The sequence below is a fragment of the Chlamydia sp. 17-3921 genome (genome assembly GCF_902705545.1).
GTDB lineage: Bacteria > Chlamydiota > Chlamydiia > Chlamydiales > Chlamydiaceae > Chlamydia.
This window is the reverse complement of the sequence record NZ_CACSHH010000011.1, coordinates 13,412-30,027: the sequence shown is the minus strand read 5'-3', so window position 1 is coordinate 30,027 and position 16,616 is coordinate 13,412. Positions and strand designations below refer to the sequence as shown.

Below are 16,616 nucleotides of genomic sequence, written 5' to 3'. Positions count from 1 at the left end.
CTTGATAATACCATAACTAATTTAAAGAATCTTTCTTTAGAAATTTCCCAATTTCTAAAGCTTCATTTAAACGCACAACAACTAGCCATCCATCTTCTTCTGGAGAAGAATTAATTGCAGCAGTATCTTCAATTAAAATTTGATTTATATCTATAACTTCTCCAGAAACAGGACTTAAAATCTCTATAGCAGACTTTGAAGACTCCATAATGACAAGAATCTCTCCTTCAGAACAACGACTTCCAACTGAAGGTAAGTCTACATGAAGAATCTTACCGAGGTTCTTCTGCATTTCTTCAGACAAACCTAAACGAACAATATCAGGGTGTATTGGCTGGATCCAAACATGATAGTCAGAGAACAACATTAATCAGCTCCTTATTCAATAAAACGTTGCATATAACTTCCAAAAAGTTCTTCATCCAGCTGACTTTTTAATAAAAAGAGTTTATCCACTCCTGCTGGGTGATCACATACAATATGGGATAAACATTGGTAATAGTAAGGTCCTTCGGTATCAAAAACTATGTCTGATAATTTTCCTATTTCTAACTGAGAAAGATCTTCGAAAGGTAAGGGAAGGTTTGGATCTCCACGATAAAAGACTTTTGAAATCTTTTCTAAATTCCAAGGCAAAGAACCCGCCTGATATGTTCCTGTCCTGTGTTCTTCTAATAAATTCCACAAGCGTCTTTGCCAAAGAGTAGCTTCATTTTCTTTGGGATACCGATTTCTTAGAGCAAGCTTAACACGTTCAACATGAGCCGTCAAATCGTGAGAAGACACCAACTTCATGGCCAATTCTTTTTTCAGGACTTCTCGATAAGGAAGAACTTCTTCTGTTGCACAGCACATATCTACATGAAAAGAGTAATAGCGTTCTTTATCTTGGCTATAAATTTCAATAATTTCATTTTCACATAAAAGTTGTGCCAACTCTTCGCTATCTAAAATACCATCAAGAACACTATCCTTCCCCGTGGAGAGAAAAATTTCTCGACTTTCTTTAGGACACTCTTTAAGTCCTTCTAAAATTCTTTCTGGATAAGCTCTTAAGATTGCTTTTCTTGTGAAAGCATAGATTTTATTGCGTATAGAGGATTTTAACTGTTGAAAATCTTTATGTGATTTGCAAGTCTCTGCTTTTGGGAACTCTTGAAGAATCTCGTGAAAATGATCGGGGTTTTGTTGCCATTGAAGAACTTCCATCATAGGCACTTTGGCTTCTAAGTCTTGTAAAAGAAGAGTTCTATATTGAATAGAAAACCTACGACCAATCAAGCGAGGCTCTTTTGCTTTTATCATTTTTATTGGCAATAAAAAATGAGGAACATCAAGAGGATTTTTCACTGGAGATCCGACAAGATGTAAGTACGTTTCGAAAGCTACTAAATCCTGCTGTGTTTTAAATTGATATTCTTTAGGAAGACGGAATAACTCCAGATGGGAAGCATCTCTTCCCATAGTGAAAAACTCATTTAAAGGGCGATAATCAAACGATACACCACCCCGCATTTGAAGAAAGGCTCTTTTACACAAAAGAATATCACGATACATTTTGAAAAATTGAGCTTCTGATACACCTAAAAATTGAAAATATGAGGAAACAAACTGATTAAAATTTATGGAAAGCCCTACATGTTTATTTAATTTTGTAAAGGCCTGCTTTGCTTTGTCATAGAAGTCTTCTCTAGCTTCTTGAAGAGAAGGATAGGCTATATCTTTTTTCTTCTCATCAATGAAACGAATCAAAGCCTCAACTGCAGCAGACACATAAGGCTCACCAAGCCAATCTTGGAGATTATTATAACTAAACAAACGAAGATTTTTACCTTGGAATAAAGTTTGGTCTTGAGGTAGGACAAACATTTGTCTACGATACTCTAACATTTGTTTGAGAACATAATGAGGAAACTTACGTTCTTCTAAAAATAATTTTATTCTAGCAGCAAAACCTTCAGATGAAACAGGGTTTTCTATAGCTTGAAAAGCTTTGAAAGCCTCAAACAAACTTGGAGCTGAAGATTTCCAAACTTCTTCAGAAGATATAAATGGAGCATCAAATCGCCGATAAGGTTGGTAGTTTTTCTCTTGAGAGAAGGCAGGAAAACCTTGAGCATAGACTTTGAAGAAAAGCTGTTCTCCTAATTTTGTTGTTAAGAAACGTTCTGTTATCAATCCCTCATTTATAAAATTCCATTCACGAAAATTTCCGGTAAAGGGATATGCTTCATTTGCGAAAAATTTTTTAAAAGCTGAAAATTCGTGTTCAAAGTATTTCTTTCCAGATGCTGTAGTGAACACGATATTTCGAGATCGAGCCTCCCTATTAGAGACTCCTCCTGAATAGCGTCCCCAACCTATACCAAGACCAGAAACACAAACACTGATAACGACAATGCTTATAAATTTTTTCTGATGTTTATAAAAAAATCCTAACAAGGACTCACCCTGAACATAGATAATGAAGACTCAGTGTAAACGATAATAAAGAAAAAAACCAAGAGGGATCCCGTTAAGATAGAAAGAACTTAAAAAGTATGTGTCCTAATAACAACTAGCTAACAAGGCATGAAACTAATTTGTAAATGTCCAACAACATGGTGCACAGGATGGAAATACCAGGAGAAAATATCTTCTTCAGAAATTTTCCTAGAAAGTTTTTTATCTTTTTTAAATACTTTTTGAGCTTTTTCAACAACTTCTGGAGAATGGATAACTACAATACTTTCATAATCAAAAACATCACTTTTCATACCAAAATTATAGCTTCCTATAACAAAAGTTGACTCATCTATAATCATACATTTCTTATGTAATTGCGTTTCGCGAACTGCAAATTCATAAAAAGAAACCTTTGGATACGCTTTTTTCCCTATCCAAAAAGGCTTTTTCCATAAAGAAGAGTAATTTCCAAAGCTAACAGCAAAATAATTCATCCGATTTCCCCAAGCATAAGCTCCTGTCATGCTTGGACTCAACTCATGACACCCATTAGTAACAACTTCTAGACTAACACTTCGAGATTCTACAGCATCAATAAAGCTCTGAACGATCTCTTTCTTAGGAACAAAATACATATGTGCAAGTTGTAAAGAAAACTGTGCTGAGCGAATTAACCGTAAATATTCTTCCGTAATAGGGTTTGGCTGCCCTTCGTGGGGACCACTAAAAATAATTCGTATTTGTGAAGGCTGAACACTAACAACTTCTGGATTCTGATCAAAAGCTGCGCAACTAGTTGCTGAAGCCTGTTCCTCTGTTAGCTCAGGACAAAATCCTGCAAAGGTTTCGGGATCATCTTCAAACCAAAGATGATTTGCAAAATGTTCCCACATCTGAAAATACTTATGATATTCTTCTCTCAAACGCCTTCCTAAAGAAACAGAACAAAAGGTTACATCTTGATCTCTGAATGCTAGGGGTCTTCGTAAACCGCTTACAGTGATCCTTGGAGAATCTGTTTCCTCTGGATCATGATCTCCAGGAGTACACATGAAATCCTCAAAATTACTTCCTCCTAAAATGAAATATTTCCCATCTACCAAAGAAAGTTTAACATGCATTTCCATAACATTGGGTTTCAAAAAGCTAGTAGAAGAAGGGCATCCTGTATAAACATAGAAAAATCTTTCAGGCCAAGATTCTTTCATCTTGGAGAGAATTTGGCGATCTTCAGCATCAATAAAAGTCGGTTGAACGATAAGATAGGTTTTCAGTAATGGTGCTTGCTGCATACGTCGATTTAGACGGGAAAGCATTTCCTTGAGCATCTTTCCTCCAGTCATACAAGGACACAGCTCTACATAGTAATTTGCAGAATCTATGCTTTGCATGAATAGCTCGAATGCCTCTAAACCATGATCATGGATTAAAACTTCTACAGGTTCTTCTCCAGAAAATAACAGTTCTTTTGTAAAAACTGTCTTCTGTTCTATTACAAGAAAGAGCGTAATAAAAAAAAATAAATACAAACGAAATTTATTCATATATTCTCATTACAAATAATTTGAATAAACGATTCCTTTATATCCTTTCGAGCAGCGCTGAGATCCTGAGAAGAAGCTTCTATCCCTAAGGGGAAAAAAGCGTGTCTTTCTATCTCATCAGTAACCTCTTGGAAAACTTCAGAGAGGAGAAATCGCTTATAGAACTCTCTTGAATTTCCAGATAAAAATAATGATCCTTGATGCAAAAAGCCTTGCTGTACCTTACGTTGAGCAGCACCACCAACTTTTCTGAATCCTAACAACACGTCATACTTCGAAGTTTTCGCCATACAAAAATTTCCAGATTTCTTTTGCGAACAAGATTCTTCTTGCTCAGCTAAAGATCCCGATATATGAAAAACTTTATGAAGAACTTTGAGAACCAAACTATTTACTCTAAGATAATTTTCCAATACATTGTGAGAGAAGCCTGGAAAAGAAGAAGACATTAGCAAGGAAAAAGCGTAGTCTCTATTATGAAAAATAAAGCCGCCACCTGTAGGACGCTTTGAAGCATCCAACCCCAAAGAAAGGAAATCTTCGACAAGAAATTTTTTTGGCTGCATAAAATGTCCATAGGTCAAAGGCAAAGAACTTTCCCATTCATAAAGATGCAATATCAATTCACCATCTTTCAGCTCATTTAATAAACGTTCGTCTTTGGCCATATGAGCTCCTGCAGAACCTTTTCCTGAATCCACAATTCGAATTTTCATAAAATAAACTTTATTAAAAAAATATCTTCCCATTAAGAATTGAAGATATTGTAGCATATTCAGAAGTTTGTGTACTACTTTCCAACAGTCTTATAAAGTTCAGAGTTTTTTTGATTAGATCGAAAAGTTGCATCATTATTTTAAATTTCGTATATGCTTTGCTTAAGGAAAGTTCTATCCGATCTTTTAGGTTTTTATGTTTGAGAAGTTTACTAACAGAGCTAAACAAGTCATTAAGTTGGCCAAGAAAGAAGCCCAGCGTCTAAATCATAACTATCTAGGTACGGAGCACATTCTACTAGGTCTGCTTAAATTAGGCCAAGGCGTAGCTGTCAATGTATTGCGTAATCTTGGAATAGATTTTGACATTGCTAGACAAGAAGTTGAACGATTGATTGGTTATGGACCTGAGATCCAAATCTATGGGGATCCTGCTCTAACAGGAAGAGTAAAAAAATCTTTTGAATCTGCAAATGAAGAAGCGGGAATCTTAGAACATAATTATGTTGGAACAGAACATCTGCTTTTGGGAATTTTAAATCAAACTGACGGTGTTGCACTTCAAGTATTAGAAAATCTTCGTATAGATCCTAGAGAAGTAAGAAAAGAAATCCTCAAAGAACTTGAAACATTCAATCTGCAACTTCCCCCATCTTCATCATCTTCTTCTCGAGGGAGTTCCTCGTCATCACCATCTTCTTCAAAGTCGTCTTTAGGTCATGGTTTGGGCTCAGATAAAAATGAAAAGCTATCAGCTTTGAAAGCTTATGGTTACGACTTAACCGAGATGTTTCGTGAATCGAAATTAGATCCTGTTATTGGACGCTCTTCTGAAGTAGAAAGGCTGATACTTATTCTCTGCCGCAGAAGAAAAAACAACCCAGTTTTGATAGGAGAAGCTGGTGTAGGGAAAACAGCAATTGTTGAAGGACTTGCTCAAAAGATCATCTCTAAAGAGGTTCCTGAAGCTTTACGTAAAAAACGTTTGATTACTTTGGATTTAGCTTTAATGATTGCTGGAACAAAATATCGTGGGCAGTTTGAAGAACGCATTAAAGCTGTCATGGATGAGGTTCGTAAGCACGGAAATATCCTTCTCTTTATTGATGAGCTTCACACAATTGTAGGAGCTGGGGCTGCTGAAGGAGCTATTGACGCTTCGAATATCTTGAAGCCAGCTCTTGCTCGCGGGGAGATTCAATGTATTGGAGCAACAACCATTGATGAATATCGTAGGCACATAGAAAAGGATGCTGCTTTGGAGCGTCGTTTTCAAAAAATTATAGTTCAGCCTCCTAGCATAGATGAGACCATAGATATCTTACGTGGATTAAAGAAAAAATACGAAGAACATCATAACGTATTCATTACCGAAGAAGCTCTAAAAGCTGCTGCAACTCTATCAGATCAATATGTTCATGGAAGGTTTCTACCAGATAAAGCTATTGATTTATTGGATGAGGCGGGAGCTCGTGTTCGAGTCAATACTATGGGTCAACCTACTGAATTGATGAAACTTGAGACAGAAATAGAAAATGCTCGAGTTGCCAAGGAACAAGCAATCGGCACTCAAGAATACGAGAAAGCAGCAAGTCTTCGTGATGAAGAGAAGAAGTTACGAGAAAAATTACAAAATATGAAGCAGGAGTGGGAAAATCACAAAGAAGAGCATCAAGTTCCTGTTGATGAAGAAGCTGTTGCCTTGGTTGTCTCCTTGCAAACAGGTGTTCCTTCTGCGAGACTAACAGAAGCTGAAAGTGAGAAGCTTCTAAAACTTGAAGACACACTTCAGAAGAAAGTCATAGGTCAGAATGAGGCTGTTGCTAGTATTTGTAGAGCAATTCGTCGTTCTAGAACAGGAATCAAAGATCCAAATCGTCCCACAGGATCTTTTCTATTTCTTGGTCCAACAGGTGTAGGGAAAACTTTATTGGCACAACAAATCGCAATAGAAATGTTTGGTGGTGAAGACGCTCTTATTCAGGTCGATATGTCTGAATATATGGAAAAATTTGCTGCCACGAAAATGATGGGGTCTCCTCCAGGCTATGTTGGTCATGAAGAAGGTGGTCATCTGACGGAACAAGTTCGTCGACGTCCTTACTGCGTCGTTCTTTTCGATGAAATAGAAAAAGCACACCCAGATATTATGGATTTGATGCTTCAAATTTTAGAGCAAGGCCGCCTTACTGATTCTTTTGGAAGAAAAATTGACTTCCGTCATGCGATTATCATCATGACTTCAAATTTAGGAGCAGATCTTATTAAGAAAAATGGTGAAATCGGTTTTGGTTTTAGATCTCCTATGGACTATAAGGTCATTCAAGAAAAAATAGAAAATGCTGTGAAGAAACATCTAAAACCAGAATTCATTAATCGTTTAGATGAAAGTGTTATTTTCCGACCTTTAGAAAAGGACTCTCTATCCCAAATTATTCATTTAGAAATTAGCAAGCTTGATACTCGTTTGAAAAACTATCAGATGGCACTGAACATTCCAGATTCTGTTATTTCTTTCCTGGTCGCTAAAGGACATTCTCCGGAAATGGGAGCACGCCCTCTACGTCGAGTTATAGAACAATACCTTGAAGATCCTTTAGCCGAGCTTTTGCTCAAAGAATCTTGTCGTCAAGAAGCTCGAAAACTCCGAGCAACTTTAGTTGAGGATCGTGTGGCTTTTGAAAAAGAAGAGGATCTTCAAGTAAAAGAGGCTTCAGTCTCTATACAGAATGCGGACTCATAGGAATATCAATCACACCACTTCCTAGACAACGATCTCCTTGATAAAAGGCGATCGTTTGTCCTGGAGTAACAGCCTTTACAGGTTGTACAAAACGTACACTGACTCGATCTTCGGAGACGAGATTCACAACACATTGTTCATCTTCAGAACGATAGCGAATTTGTGCTGAACAAGTATGTAATTCTCGAGGATTAACAAACCAATTTAATTCTTTTGCAAATAATTCCAGTCTGTATAACGAAGGGTGATCCTCTCCACGGACGATATAAACTATATTATGTTTCATATCCTTTCCGACTACATAACAAGGCTTTTCAGAACCACCGAGATCAAGACCTCGCCGTTGACCTATAGTATAATAATGGGCTCCTTCGTGTTCTCCGACAATAGCTTTAGTATCCCAGTCAATAATATCACCCTTTTTATTGGGAATAAATTGTTCTAAAAATTCTTTAAATGGGCGCTCTCCAATAAAACAAATTCCGGTACTATCTTTTTTTCTTGCAGTAGAGAGACCAGCTTCTTCTGCAATCGCTCGAACCTCAGATTTTTTCATATCTCCTAAGGGGAACAACACATTACTTAGTGCTTCCTTTGGTGTTCCGGAAAGGAAATAGCTTTGGTCTTTTTCTCGATCAAATCCCCGCAACAAACAAACTCCAGAAGCATCTGAATACGAACGACAATAATGCCCTGTTGCAAGAAAATCTCCTCCGATCTCTTGGACTTTTTTTTGTAACAAACGAAATTTTATCTCTCTATTGCACAAGACATCTGGATTAGGAGTGAACCCTAAAGAATATTCTCTCACGAAACGAGAAAAAACAAGATCTTGATATTCTTGAATAAAAGATACTGTATAGTACGGAATCTTTAGCTGAGAACAAACTTTCTCAACGTCTTCGTAGTCTTGAGCAGAGTGGCAAACATCACCTTGGGCCTTTTCTTCCCAATTTTTCATGAACAACCCGATGACATTATAGGAAGTATAATTTTTCAATATATAAGCAACGACAGAAGAATCAACTCCTCCGGACATAGCAACAACAACAGTTTGACTCATAAAACAATTAAAAAAACAATTTGAATAGATATAGTAGCTTATTAATTGAAATAAAAAAACTAGTTCCTTAAGTTTACCCCTATAAATAATCAAGAAATTACTTGTGACAACTAGTGTATCGTTAGACTATACTCTGACATCAATTCCCTCAGAAAACTCCGAGTTATTTACTATAAATAAGGGTACTGCAACCATTCAAAAAAAGGTTGATATTCTAGTAAATAAATCCCTAAACACCTACGCATTTGCTATAGCTCTTCTAATTCTTATCGCTATTGGAAGCATAGTAATTTTATGTTTCGGATATTATACACAAAGTATCTTAGAAATTATTTCAGGAGTTATCCTTACAATTATTGCTATTACCTGTATCGTAATTTTTGCAAGTCTTATTGAATGGGTAAATATTTTTCCTTCAGAGGCAGAACGAACATTAACTCTGGTAAAAAGCCAAACAACACCTTCTCTTTCTATGCAGCTCGTTCAGGATGCTCAAAAATGTTTGTATTCGGCAGCATTAGAATTAGACCAAGAAATAAAAATTGAAAAAGAAGTTCACCCATCTATAGAAACATCAGTCAAGTAGAGAAAGATAAGCTTAAGAAAACACGATGGTACGGAATTTCCTGAAAGAAAGTAATAAATTATTGTGACCTCTGCCCTAATACCTTCCTTAGAAATATCCCAAACACAAAATCAACAAATAGAAGAGCTATTTTTATATACTCCTAATAAAATTACGACTCCAGTTCCATGGGAAACTTGTAGAAAGCTTTTCGTAACACGATCTATTGTATGCTTTACTTTAACAATACTTTTAGCTTTAGGAGCAACTGCACTCGCTAGCTATGCTATTTTAAATTATAACTGGAGTTTATTCAGCATTAGCGTGGCTATTATATTACTCTCTATTATCGTCGCGCTATTTCTTGCTTTTCCTATAAAAAATAAGATTTATGGAATCACGCTAATTGATGAAATTTCTCAAGATATTAATAACATAGGAAAACAACGTATTCTATCTTATGGAGAAATGTTCAAACAAATCAAACTCATACAAATTCCTGAACTTAATCGTCTTCATCAAAAACTTTGTGAGAAAATTATAAAAAATAGAAAAAAGAAAGAGAGTTTAGAGAAGACGAAGCATTTAAATAATCAATTACAAAAAATATCTCCCTCTGAAAAAGAGTCTACGCAACTTTCTTCTACTATACTATCAATGGTTGTCCCAATCAAAACTGAAAAGACTCAATCAAATGTTTCCTCTTCCAATCTTGAAAATAAGAATTGTAATGACGAAGATTATACTTGGATGGACAATATCTTCGATAATGAGTAATAAAATAAAAAACTCTTCTTCAAAGCTACAGTTCTTACATTTACATACAAGTATCTTAAATACCTCGCTTAAGAAGCACAAAAACTGCTAGAAAATGTTTTCAATAAGAAAAAATAAATAAACTTAAAAAGTGAGTGAGATTAGGAGAAGTTAGCTTCTTTCTAATGCTTGAATAAGCTCATCTTGTATTTTCTGAGCAGAATCCATGATTTCTTTGGTTTGCTCAAGAAGGTTTATGAAGTCTTGATAAAGCGACATCATGTCATTCTGCGTTACTTCAAAATTCGACCATAAATACTTTTGCTCTTCTTCTGCCAATTGAATTGCACTTGAAATCTGGTCATATTGCTTCAAAATCTCCTGGATACGCCTATCTGTATTGACAATTTCCCCAGAAAGAAGTTCTGCAACTGTATAGTCTATATCAGAATCCTCCATACGTAATTGTTGTAACAGTCTTCTCAATTCGCTAAATAAAGAACCTAATTTCTCAGGATTTTTTGCAAGGGTTTGTCTTATAAGGGCATATTTCTCATTTATATTTGCATGTTTAGCAGCGTTCTGCTTCTCTTTATTAAGAGTAAATTGAAGAGATACAAGCAGCTGATTTTGTAAATCTGAAATTACTTTCAGCTTATTAATATCTAAAGATTCTTTTAATTCTTCAATCTGTTCTTTTTTATTACGATTTGTTTTACTTAAAAAGAGTTTTAAAACATGTGCACTTGAAGCAACAACAACGGCACCCCCTAAAGCTACAGCTAAAAGAAGGGGAAGCAAGAAAATTCCCCCAGAGACAAATGCTGCAGTAAGAACCACAGTAGAAATTGCTCCAATAACTAATATTGTTACAACAGCGACATAAATTTTCTGCATATTCTTACTTAATGCAGGAATTTTCACAGATAGCACTCCGCCAGCAGAAGACAGTCCATCTATAATACGTGAACATACATCCACAAGATGGAAGTTTCTACTTTCAACTCCAGGGATGTTCAAGGATTTGTGTTGCAGATTTTCTTCTGAAAGGAGTTGTCTTCTAGATTCAAGAAGTTCCACACATAATTTATGATTACTTATAACTTCTTCAGCAAGTTCATAGAGGGAAGTATGTTCATCCAAAAGAATTTCTTCCATTACATCTTTCCGATTCAAAACTTCGGAAATAGAACTTTGAGAGCGGGGAGTTTCAAAAAGTTCTTCAGAATCTGATCCAATTTCTAGATGTGTATTTTTCTCTAAGATTTTTGGTTTTGAAGGAACTAAAATGTTTCTAGATAGATCTGAATCATCTAAACGAATTTGTTTTAGAATAGACTTTGTATGAGAATTTATAAAAAAATCAAAATTCGCAAAAAGATGTTTTATTTGATCATAAAGTGGCCATGAATCCTTTACATCAAAATTCAATCTAGGGTTAAGTGCTTGAATATCCTTACGACGTTGAGTCTCTTGCTTCAAGAGTCTTTGACTATGAAGGTTCTTTCGATTAGCGAGTTCCCTTTTAACCAAAGAAACTACAGCTCCTGCTAAAATTGAGATCCCCACTCCCAAAAGTACAGCTCCGCCTATAGCAAGCCCTCCAGGAAAACCAAAAGCAATTCCAACAATAAGTGTTATTGCAGAAATAATAGCAAAAATTCCGAGCACTATTCCTGTAATCTCTAAAACCTTAGTGATTTTGGGATGCTTATCACTAAAAGATGGAATCTTAATAGGATTAAGTTGGGGTGTTTTTGAATTAAGATTTACATGAGGCATAAACATACAAAAGAATATTATACAAAGTTAATTATATAGTTAAGAAGAGCTATATAAAAATTATTTTGAATAAATCTTCATAAACAAAGATAAAAATTGACAAATTACTCGAAACTTTCTCAGTTTTTTTTAATTTAGATAAAATCTTCTGTAAAAAATCTAAGAAACTGCTGTCGAGACTGTTCCTGTCGTTCCAGTAGGTGTTGTAGGTGTTGCAGGTACCCTAGGATCATCAGTAGCGCTAGAAATAATTAAGGCTCCAATAATCATAGCGATTACAGTAACAACCATAGTACATACAGAAATGCTTGTATGAGCTCTGCGTTTTGAAATGCAAGAGGAACATGGCCAATCTGTTTCTGAAGAGTCGCAACGATGCTGTTTAGCATCAAGATAGGATTCTATATTAGTGTTTCCCCCACCTAAAGCTGTCTTATAGTAATTTGTTGGCTGCTGATCTTTCTTAGAGGTTTTTTGTTTAGAAACTTCAGACTGAGATACATTAGAAGATTTTTCTCCTTTGGCAGCTACAGCAGCCTCAGCTTTTTTCTCTCTTCGAGAGTAGGAAGACTTCTGTGCACGAATTTGTGGGTGAACAGAAGCATTACGCTTTTCTTTAATAGAAACAGCTTTCTCAACATTATAACGCAACGTAGATGTCACACTACCATCTCTAACGATCTTAGTATTTTCTTGAGATTCTAAAACTTGCCTTGCAGACTTTCTTCTGCTAGACCTACGTTCTTTTGTTAACTCTTCTAGAAGACGAGTTTTCTGAGCTTGTTCTACAACAGTAGGGTCTGGTCGAACAAGAATAGGTAAAGCAGCTCCTTTCGCTAATTCTCTTAGAGGAGTGTCTTCTATCTTATTATGCACAATGACTTTTTCTTCAAAACATTCGTCATCATTAATATTATTTTGAATAGCTATTTGAGAAGATTCCTTGGAATCTGAGATCTCTTGGGGCGCTACACAAAACTTTCTAGAATCAACTTCAGATGTTTTAACAAGAGTTTGAGAAAGATTCAAAGAAGATTCTGGACGCGTAGCAAACTTTTTCTTAGAAGAAACTGTTGAAGCTTCTTTTCCTGAGCAAAATTCATCAGCAAGTTCTTGAAACAAGCTTACTGTAGATTTACGATCCATTATTTTTTCGCGCTGAGACGTTCTTTTTTCATTTTTAGCGACATAAATTCTAGGTTTAGAAAAGTTTTTTATAATTGCACTAGGATTAAAAACTTTTTTGTGTGCATATCCATCGGTCTTCTTAGAAGATGCTATACGCTTCTGTCTTAACTTATGTTTTTTCTTCTCACCAAAGGTTTTATTAATCTTTTTAGAATCCGTGGGATGGATACAAGAGGTATGAAGTCCTATGGTGGATCTAGAGCTAGCATAACCCACATCATGAGAAAACGTTAAAAAGATTGAGAGCAAAGCCAATTGCGAGATACGTTTAGAACTCATCATGTTGGTACAATCTCCTAGAGAAGCCTATGAGATCACCATAGCAACAATAGGATTTTTTTCACAACTTGGACTTGAAAATCTTTTATAAGCTTTCAATATTAATGAGTTTGTGATTCCCACTCTTTAATATAAGTTAAGAGTTGATCTTTACTGGGAGAGTCTCTAAAAAAGTTTCTTGCTTCTAAAGACATTCCTAAATGAACAATTTTATTAATCAGATTTAAATGGCTTTTATCTTGACAGGCAAAAAGAAAGAAAAGAACGTTTACAGGTTTTCCATCCAAAGCTCCAAAATCAATAGGTTCTAAAAGAAACACGGGAATAACGACATCGTAATAAGCATTAAGAAGAAAATCCTTTGCATGAGGTAAAGCGAGTCCTTCTCCAATCCCCGTAGACATCAAATTCTCTCTATAAGAAAGCATTTCAAAAAGAACGGTGGCATCTAGCTGAAATTTTTCTGCCATATAATTTGCGACATAATGTAAAATCTCTTCTTTAGTTTTTACGGAGACGTTGCTAAGTACCCCTCCACGATAAATAGCTTTATATAAGCTATACTTTAAAGAAAGATCTCGGGACCCAATATCATTGAGATGCTCCGAACTATCCATAAACATGGATTGATTATGTAAAATCCAGTCTTCTATCTCTTCACGATTAAAACGCAGTTCATTATTCATGCTGTAGCTAGGAATAGAGCCCTCTGCCAACCACTGACGAACAGTGTGTTCAGAGACATCTAACAAACAAGCAACTTCTTCTAACTTTAGATCCATAACAACTATACCCCTATAAATACGCTCAAGACTTCTTCTACAGTTTTTGCTTTCAGAAGTCGTTGTCTTCGACATTCATCTCTCAAAGTATGAGTCAATGTAGATAATAACTTAAGATACTCGGAAGGGGCGTTGTCTGGTCCTCCAATTAAAAAAATAAGACGAACTAAAGCTCCATCTATGGAATCCCAGAGAATACCTTGAGAGTGAATTCCTATAGCGATGAAGAACTCAGAACGACCGTCTAATTTTCCGTGGGGGATGGCAACTCCCATACCAATCCCTGTAGACATAATATTTTCACGTTTCACTAGGGCTTGAAAGAAAGCAGTTTTATTTTCAAGTAATCCAAAAGAGTCTACAAGCTCGGTAAGTTCATGAAGAATTTCATCACGAGAGCACTTCTCTAAAAAGAGGATTAGTTTTGGAGATAGCAAAGAAGATAATGAGAATTCTTGCTGTTTTTCACAATAGACAGGCATATTAGTTTTCTCCTGTATGCCCAAAACCTCTCGCACCCCTAACAGTCGCACTCAAGCTTTCATCTTGATTAATAGCAACAAATTTTGCTTGTACTACAGAAGCGACTACAGCCTGAGCTATACGCATCTTTGGCTCAATGATAAACGTACTCTCACCTAAATTAATTAAGATAATACAGATTTCTCCTCGATAATCAGAATCTATAGTTCCCGGAGAGTTTAAGACCGTGATACCATGTTTTAAAGCAAGACCACTTCTTGGACGAACTTGCAATTCATAACCTAAAGGAATTTCAACTTTCAATCCCGTAGGAACAAGAACTCGCTGTCCAGGCAATAAAGCAATAGGTTCTTTAATATTTGCCTTTAAATCTGCGCCAGCGGCGCCTTCTGTTGCATACTCAGGAAAACATTCCTGAGACTCTAACTCACAAAAAACAGTCATACGGGTAACGCTATCGTTATCAGGCGCAGCATGGTGCTTTATTCACTATCATCTGTCAATAAAAAAAATTCTTTAAGCCTCTTAGAAAGATCTCTTGGAGTCTTATCTTTGCCTCCAGTGTATTCTTGAGCAGAAAAGTAATCAAGCAAAGTCTGCAAGGAGTTTTTTAACTCTTTTCTATCGACAATCATATCAATCATACCATGTTCCAGTAGGAATTCAGATTTTTGAGCTCCTTCTGGAAGATCTTCACCTATGACTTGAGCGACAACTCGAGGTCCGGCAAAACAAATTAATGCCTTGGGTTCTGCAATAATTATATCCCCCAAAGCAGCAAAAGACGCTGTTACACCCCCAGAGGTTGGATTGGTCAATACAGAAATGTAGGGTAACCCAACTTCATGCAACTTAGCTAAAGCTGCTGAAGTTTTAGCCATTTGCATTAAAGAAAATACTGATTCCTGCATTCGAGCTCCTCCAGAAGCGCAAACAATAATAACAGGAAGCCGGGATTGAATAGCTCCTTCAATAAGCCGTGTAAGCTTTTCTCCCACGACAGCTCCCATAGAACCAGCCATAAAATTAAAGTCCATAACAGCGAGAGCAACGGGATGCTGACCAATAGTACAAACGCCGACAAAAGCTCCTTCACTCTGTGAATTGTTTTTTCTAGCTTTTTCTAAACGATTTGCATAGGTATCAGTGTCAGAAAAATTTAAAGGATCTTGAGATTTAAGATTGGTGTATAGTGCGCGCCAAGAATCCTTGTCTGCGAGCAATTGGATTCTTTCAACTGCAGTAATGCGGTAGTGGTACGAACACTTAGGACAGCAGTTATAATTTTGACCCAACTCATTCGCATGAATCATCTCATGGCAATGGGTACATTTTAACCACCCACTGAAACCGTCTGCTTTAATCTTTTGCACTTTTATCTTGGGTTTGTCATAAGAAAATAAACGCACAAGTCACCTGGCTTAAGATTTGTAATGAGCAATTTTAAATTAAAGTTATTAATTTTTCAATTAAAATTGCTCTATACAACTATTTAAAAATGAATTATTTCTTAAAATGAACTATTTCATTAAATCTACTTTCAATATATTCCCAATTAATTATCTGAGGAATAGCCTTTAAATAATCCATTCTAGCATTCTTGTATTGGAGATAGTATGCATGTTCCCAGACATCTACTCCAAAAATGGGGAGTTTTCCTGTTGTAGCCTCTAGGGGATCTTGATTTACTGTGGCTTGTATCATAAGCTCTCGTTTTTGAGGACAAAAACTTAACCATGTCCAACCTGACCCTTGAATTGCAACAGAAAAATCTATAAAAATTTTTAGAAAATTATCTAACGTTCCCCAGGTTTTTTCTATCTCCTTAAGAAGTTCATGTTTCGGAGGCTGTCCCCCACCTAAACTAGGGGGTGCAAGCATTTCCCAGAACAAGGAATGATTAATATGTCCCCCACCGTTAAAACGCAAGCTAGGCTCTAAAGCAATCAACTGAGTGAGGTTTTGTTGAGTTTCTACGGTATCAAGCTTTTTAAGAGCTTGATTTAAATTATTTACATACGCCTGATGATGTTTTTGGTGATGTAAAAGCATGATCTCCGCGTTAATTACAGGCTCTAAAGCAGCATAATCATAGGGAAGGTCTGGTAATGTATAAGGAATGTGATTCATAAAATGAGTCCTTTCTTCGTATTGATCTTATAGAACTTTCCGCGGCAAGCTCCGGGAAATTTCGAACGTACTGAAGCATACTTTTTCGGGGGCTAGTTCTAAGCCCTAAAGCAACCTTTTATGAGGCATCCTCCTTTAAG

At 36.1% G+C, this 16,616-nt stretch carries 15 protein-coding genes; 3 read left to right on the top strand and 12 right to left on the bottom strand.

The annotated features are described in order from the left end of the window. Positions 1 to 16 precede the first annotated feature (16 nt). From JMS40_RS02990 to JMS40_RS02975, 4 genes are all read right to left on the bottom strand, one after another. Positions 17 to 367 (bottom strand): glycine cleavage protein H-like protein, encoded by a 351-nt coding sequence (locus JMS40_RS02990; RefSeq protein WP_201456799.1) that lies wholly within the window; start codon positions 365 to 367, stop codon positions 17 to 19. Positions 368 to 378: 11 nt separating this feature from the next. Then, positions 379 to 2,442 carry a hypothetical protein gene (locus tag JMS40_RS02985; protein WP_201456798.1) on the bottom strand — a complete coding sequence of 688 codons (2,064 nt, stop codon included), beginning with the start codon at positions 2,440 to 2,442 and terminating at the stop codon, positions 379 to 381. 119 nt (positions 2,443 to 2,561) lie between these two features. After that, complete coding sequence (locus tag JMS40_RS02980) at positions 2,562 to 3,989, bottom strand: phosphatidylserine/phosphatidylglycerophosphate/cardiolipin synthase family protein (protein ID WP_201456797.1); 1,428 nt, start codon at positions 3,987 to 3,989, stop codon at positions 2,562 to 2,564. Next, positions 3,986 to 4,705, bottom strand: a complete 720-nt coding sequence (locus JMS40_RS02975) for a lipoate--protein ligase family protein (RefSeq protein ID WP_201456796.1) — start codon at positions 4,703 to 4,705, stop codon at positions 3,986 to 3,988. Before JMS40_RS02975 ends, JMS40_RS02980 begins: the two co-directional genes overlap by 4 nt. Before the next feature lie 196 nt (positions 4,706 to 4,901). Here JMS40_RS02975 and JMS40_RS02970 point away from each other — a divergent pair, with 196 nt between their 5' ends. Then, on the top strand, positions 4,902 to 7,448 hold the full coding sequence (locus JMS40_RS02970) for an ATP-dependent Clp protease ATP-binding subunit (protein WP_201456795.1): 2,547 nt from the start codon (positions 4,902 to 4,904) through the stop codon (positions 7,446 to 7,448). Here the strand turns inward: JMS40_RS02970 and mnmA are convergent. Next, the gene (gene mnmA / locus JMS40_RS02965) at positions 7,426 to 8,511 is read right to left on the bottom strand and encodes a tRNA 2-thiouridine(34) synthase MnmA (protein WP_201456794.1); all 1,086 of its coding nucleotides are present in this window, start codon (positions 8,509 to 8,511) and stop codon (positions 7,426 to 7,428) included. The genes JMS40_RS02970 and mnmA overlap by 23 nt on opposite strands. A 103-nt stretch (positions 8,512 to 8,614) precedes the next feature. Here mnmA and JMS40_RS02960 point away from each other — a divergent pair, with 103 nt between their 5' ends. Further along, positions 8,615 to 9,097, top strand: a complete 483-nt coding sequence (locus JMS40_RS02960; protein ID WP_201456793.1) for a hypothetical protein — start codon at positions 8,615 to 8,617, stop codon at positions 9,095 to 9,097. Between the two features lie 63 nt (positions 9,098 to 9,160). After that, positions 9,161 to 9,853, top strand: a complete 693-nt coding sequence (locus JMS40_RS02955) for a hypothetical protein (RefSeq protein WP_201456792.1) — start codon at positions 9,161 to 9,163, stop codon at positions 9,851 to 9,853. Positions 9,854 to 10,003: 150 nt separating this feature from the next. Here the strand turns inward: JMS40_RS02955 and JMS40_RS02950 are convergent, their stop codons facing one another. From JMS40_RS02950 to JMS40_RS02920, 7 genes are all read right to left on the bottom strand, one after another. Next, positions 10,004 to 11,620, bottom strand: a complete 1,617-nt coding sequence (locus JMS40_RS02950; RefSeq protein WP_201457119.1) for a hypothetical protein — start codon at positions 11,618 to 11,620, stop codon at positions 10,004 to 10,006. A 153-nt stretch (positions 11,621 to 11,773) separates the two neighbouring features. After that, the gene (locus JMS40_RS02945) at positions 11,774 to 13,084 is read right to left on the bottom strand and encodes a hypothetical protein (protein ID WP_201456790.1); all 1,311 of its coding nucleotides are present in this window, start codon (positions 13,082 to 13,084) and stop codon (positions 11,774 to 11,776) included. 98 nt (positions 13,085 to 13,182) lie between these two features. After that, positions 13,183 to 13,863 carry a PTS sugar transporter subunit IIA gene (locus JMS40_RS02940; RefSeq protein ID WP_201456789.1) on the bottom strand — a complete coding sequence of 227 codons (681 nt, stop codon included), beginning with the start codon at positions 13,861 to 13,863 and terminating at the stop codon, positions 13,183 to 13,185. 5 nt (positions 13,864 to 13,868) lie between these two features. Next, positions 13,869 to 14,345: a PTS sugar transporter subunit IIA gene (locus tag JMS40_RS02935; RefSeq protein WP_201456788.1), complete on the bottom strand. Its 477-nt coding sequence runs from the start codon at positions 14,343 to 14,345 to the stop codon at positions 13,869 to 13,871. Between the two features lies 1 nt (position 14,346). Next, positions 14,347 to 14,790 (bottom strand): dUTP diphosphatase, encoded by a 444-nt coding sequence (dut, locus tag JMS40_RS02930; RefSeq protein WP_201456787.1) that lies wholly within the window; start codon positions 14,788 to 14,790, stop codon positions 14,347 to 14,349. Positions 14,791 to 14,828: 38 nt separating this feature from the next. Next, positions 14,829 to 15,755, bottom strand: coding sequence for an acetyl-CoA carboxylase, carboxyltransferase subunit beta (gene accD, locus JMS40_RS02925; RefSeq protein ID WP_201456786.1), 927 nt, complete (start codon positions 15,753 to 15,755; stop codon positions 14,829 to 14,831). A gap of 94 nt (positions 15,756 to 15,849) precedes the next feature. After that, positions 15,850 to 16,476, bottom strand: a complete 627-nt coding sequence (locus JMS40_RS02920) for a superoxide dismutase (protein WP_201456785.1) — start codon at positions 16,474 to 16,476, stop codon at positions 15,850 to 15,852. Between the last annotated feature and the right edge of the window lie 140 nt (positions 16,477 to 16,616).

What these genes read in the sequence shown, in the direction of transcription:
- JMS40_RS02990 (WP_201456799.1), bottom strand. Translation starts at nt 367, where the DNA reads ATGTTGTTCTCTGACTATCATGTTTGGATCCAGCCAATACACCCTGAT.
- JMS40_RS02980 (WP_201456797.1), bottom strand. Translation starts at nt 3,989, where the DNA reads ATGAATAAATTTCGTTTGTATTTATTTTTTTTTATTACGCTCTTTCTT.
- JMS40_RS02975 (WP_201456796.1), bottom strand. Translation starts at nt 4,705, where the DNA reads ATGAAAATTCGAATTGTGGATTCAGGAAAAGGTTCTGCAGGAGCTCAT.
- JMS40_RS02970 (WP_201456795.1), top strand. Translation starts at nt 4,902, where the DNA reads ATGTTTGAGAAGTTTACTAACAGAGCTAAACAAGTCATTAAGTTGGCC.
- mnmA (WP_201456794.1), bottom strand. Translation starts at nt 8,511, where the DNA reads ATGAGTCAAACTGTTGTTGTTGCTATGTCCGGAGGAGTTGATTCTTCT.
- JMS40_RS02950 (WP_201457119.1), bottom strand. Translation starts at nt 11,620, where the DNA reads ATGTTTATGCCTCATGTAAATCTTAATTCAAAAACACCCCAACTTAAT.
- JMS40_RS02945 (WP_201456790.1), bottom strand. Translation starts at nt 13,084, where the DNA reads ATGATGAGTTCTAAACGTATCTCGCAATTGGCTTTGCTCTCAATCTTT.
- JMS40_RS02940 (WP_201456789.1), bottom strand. Translation starts at nt 13,863, where the DNA reads ATGGATCTAAAGTTAGAAGAAGTTGCTTGTTTGTTAGATGTCTCTGAA.
- JMS40_RS02935 (WP_201456788.1), bottom strand. Translation starts at nt 14,345, where the DNA reads ATGCCTGTCTATTGTGAAAAACAGCAAGAATTCTCATTATCTTCTTTG.
- dut (WP_201456787.1), bottom strand. Translation starts at nt 14,790, where the DNA reads ATGACTGTTTTTTGTGAGTTAGAGTCTCAGGAATGTTTTCCTGAGTAT.
- JMS40_RS02920 (WP_201456785.1), bottom strand. Translation starts at nt 16,476, where the DNA reads ATGAATCACATTCCTTATACATTACCAGACCTTCCCTATGATTATGCT.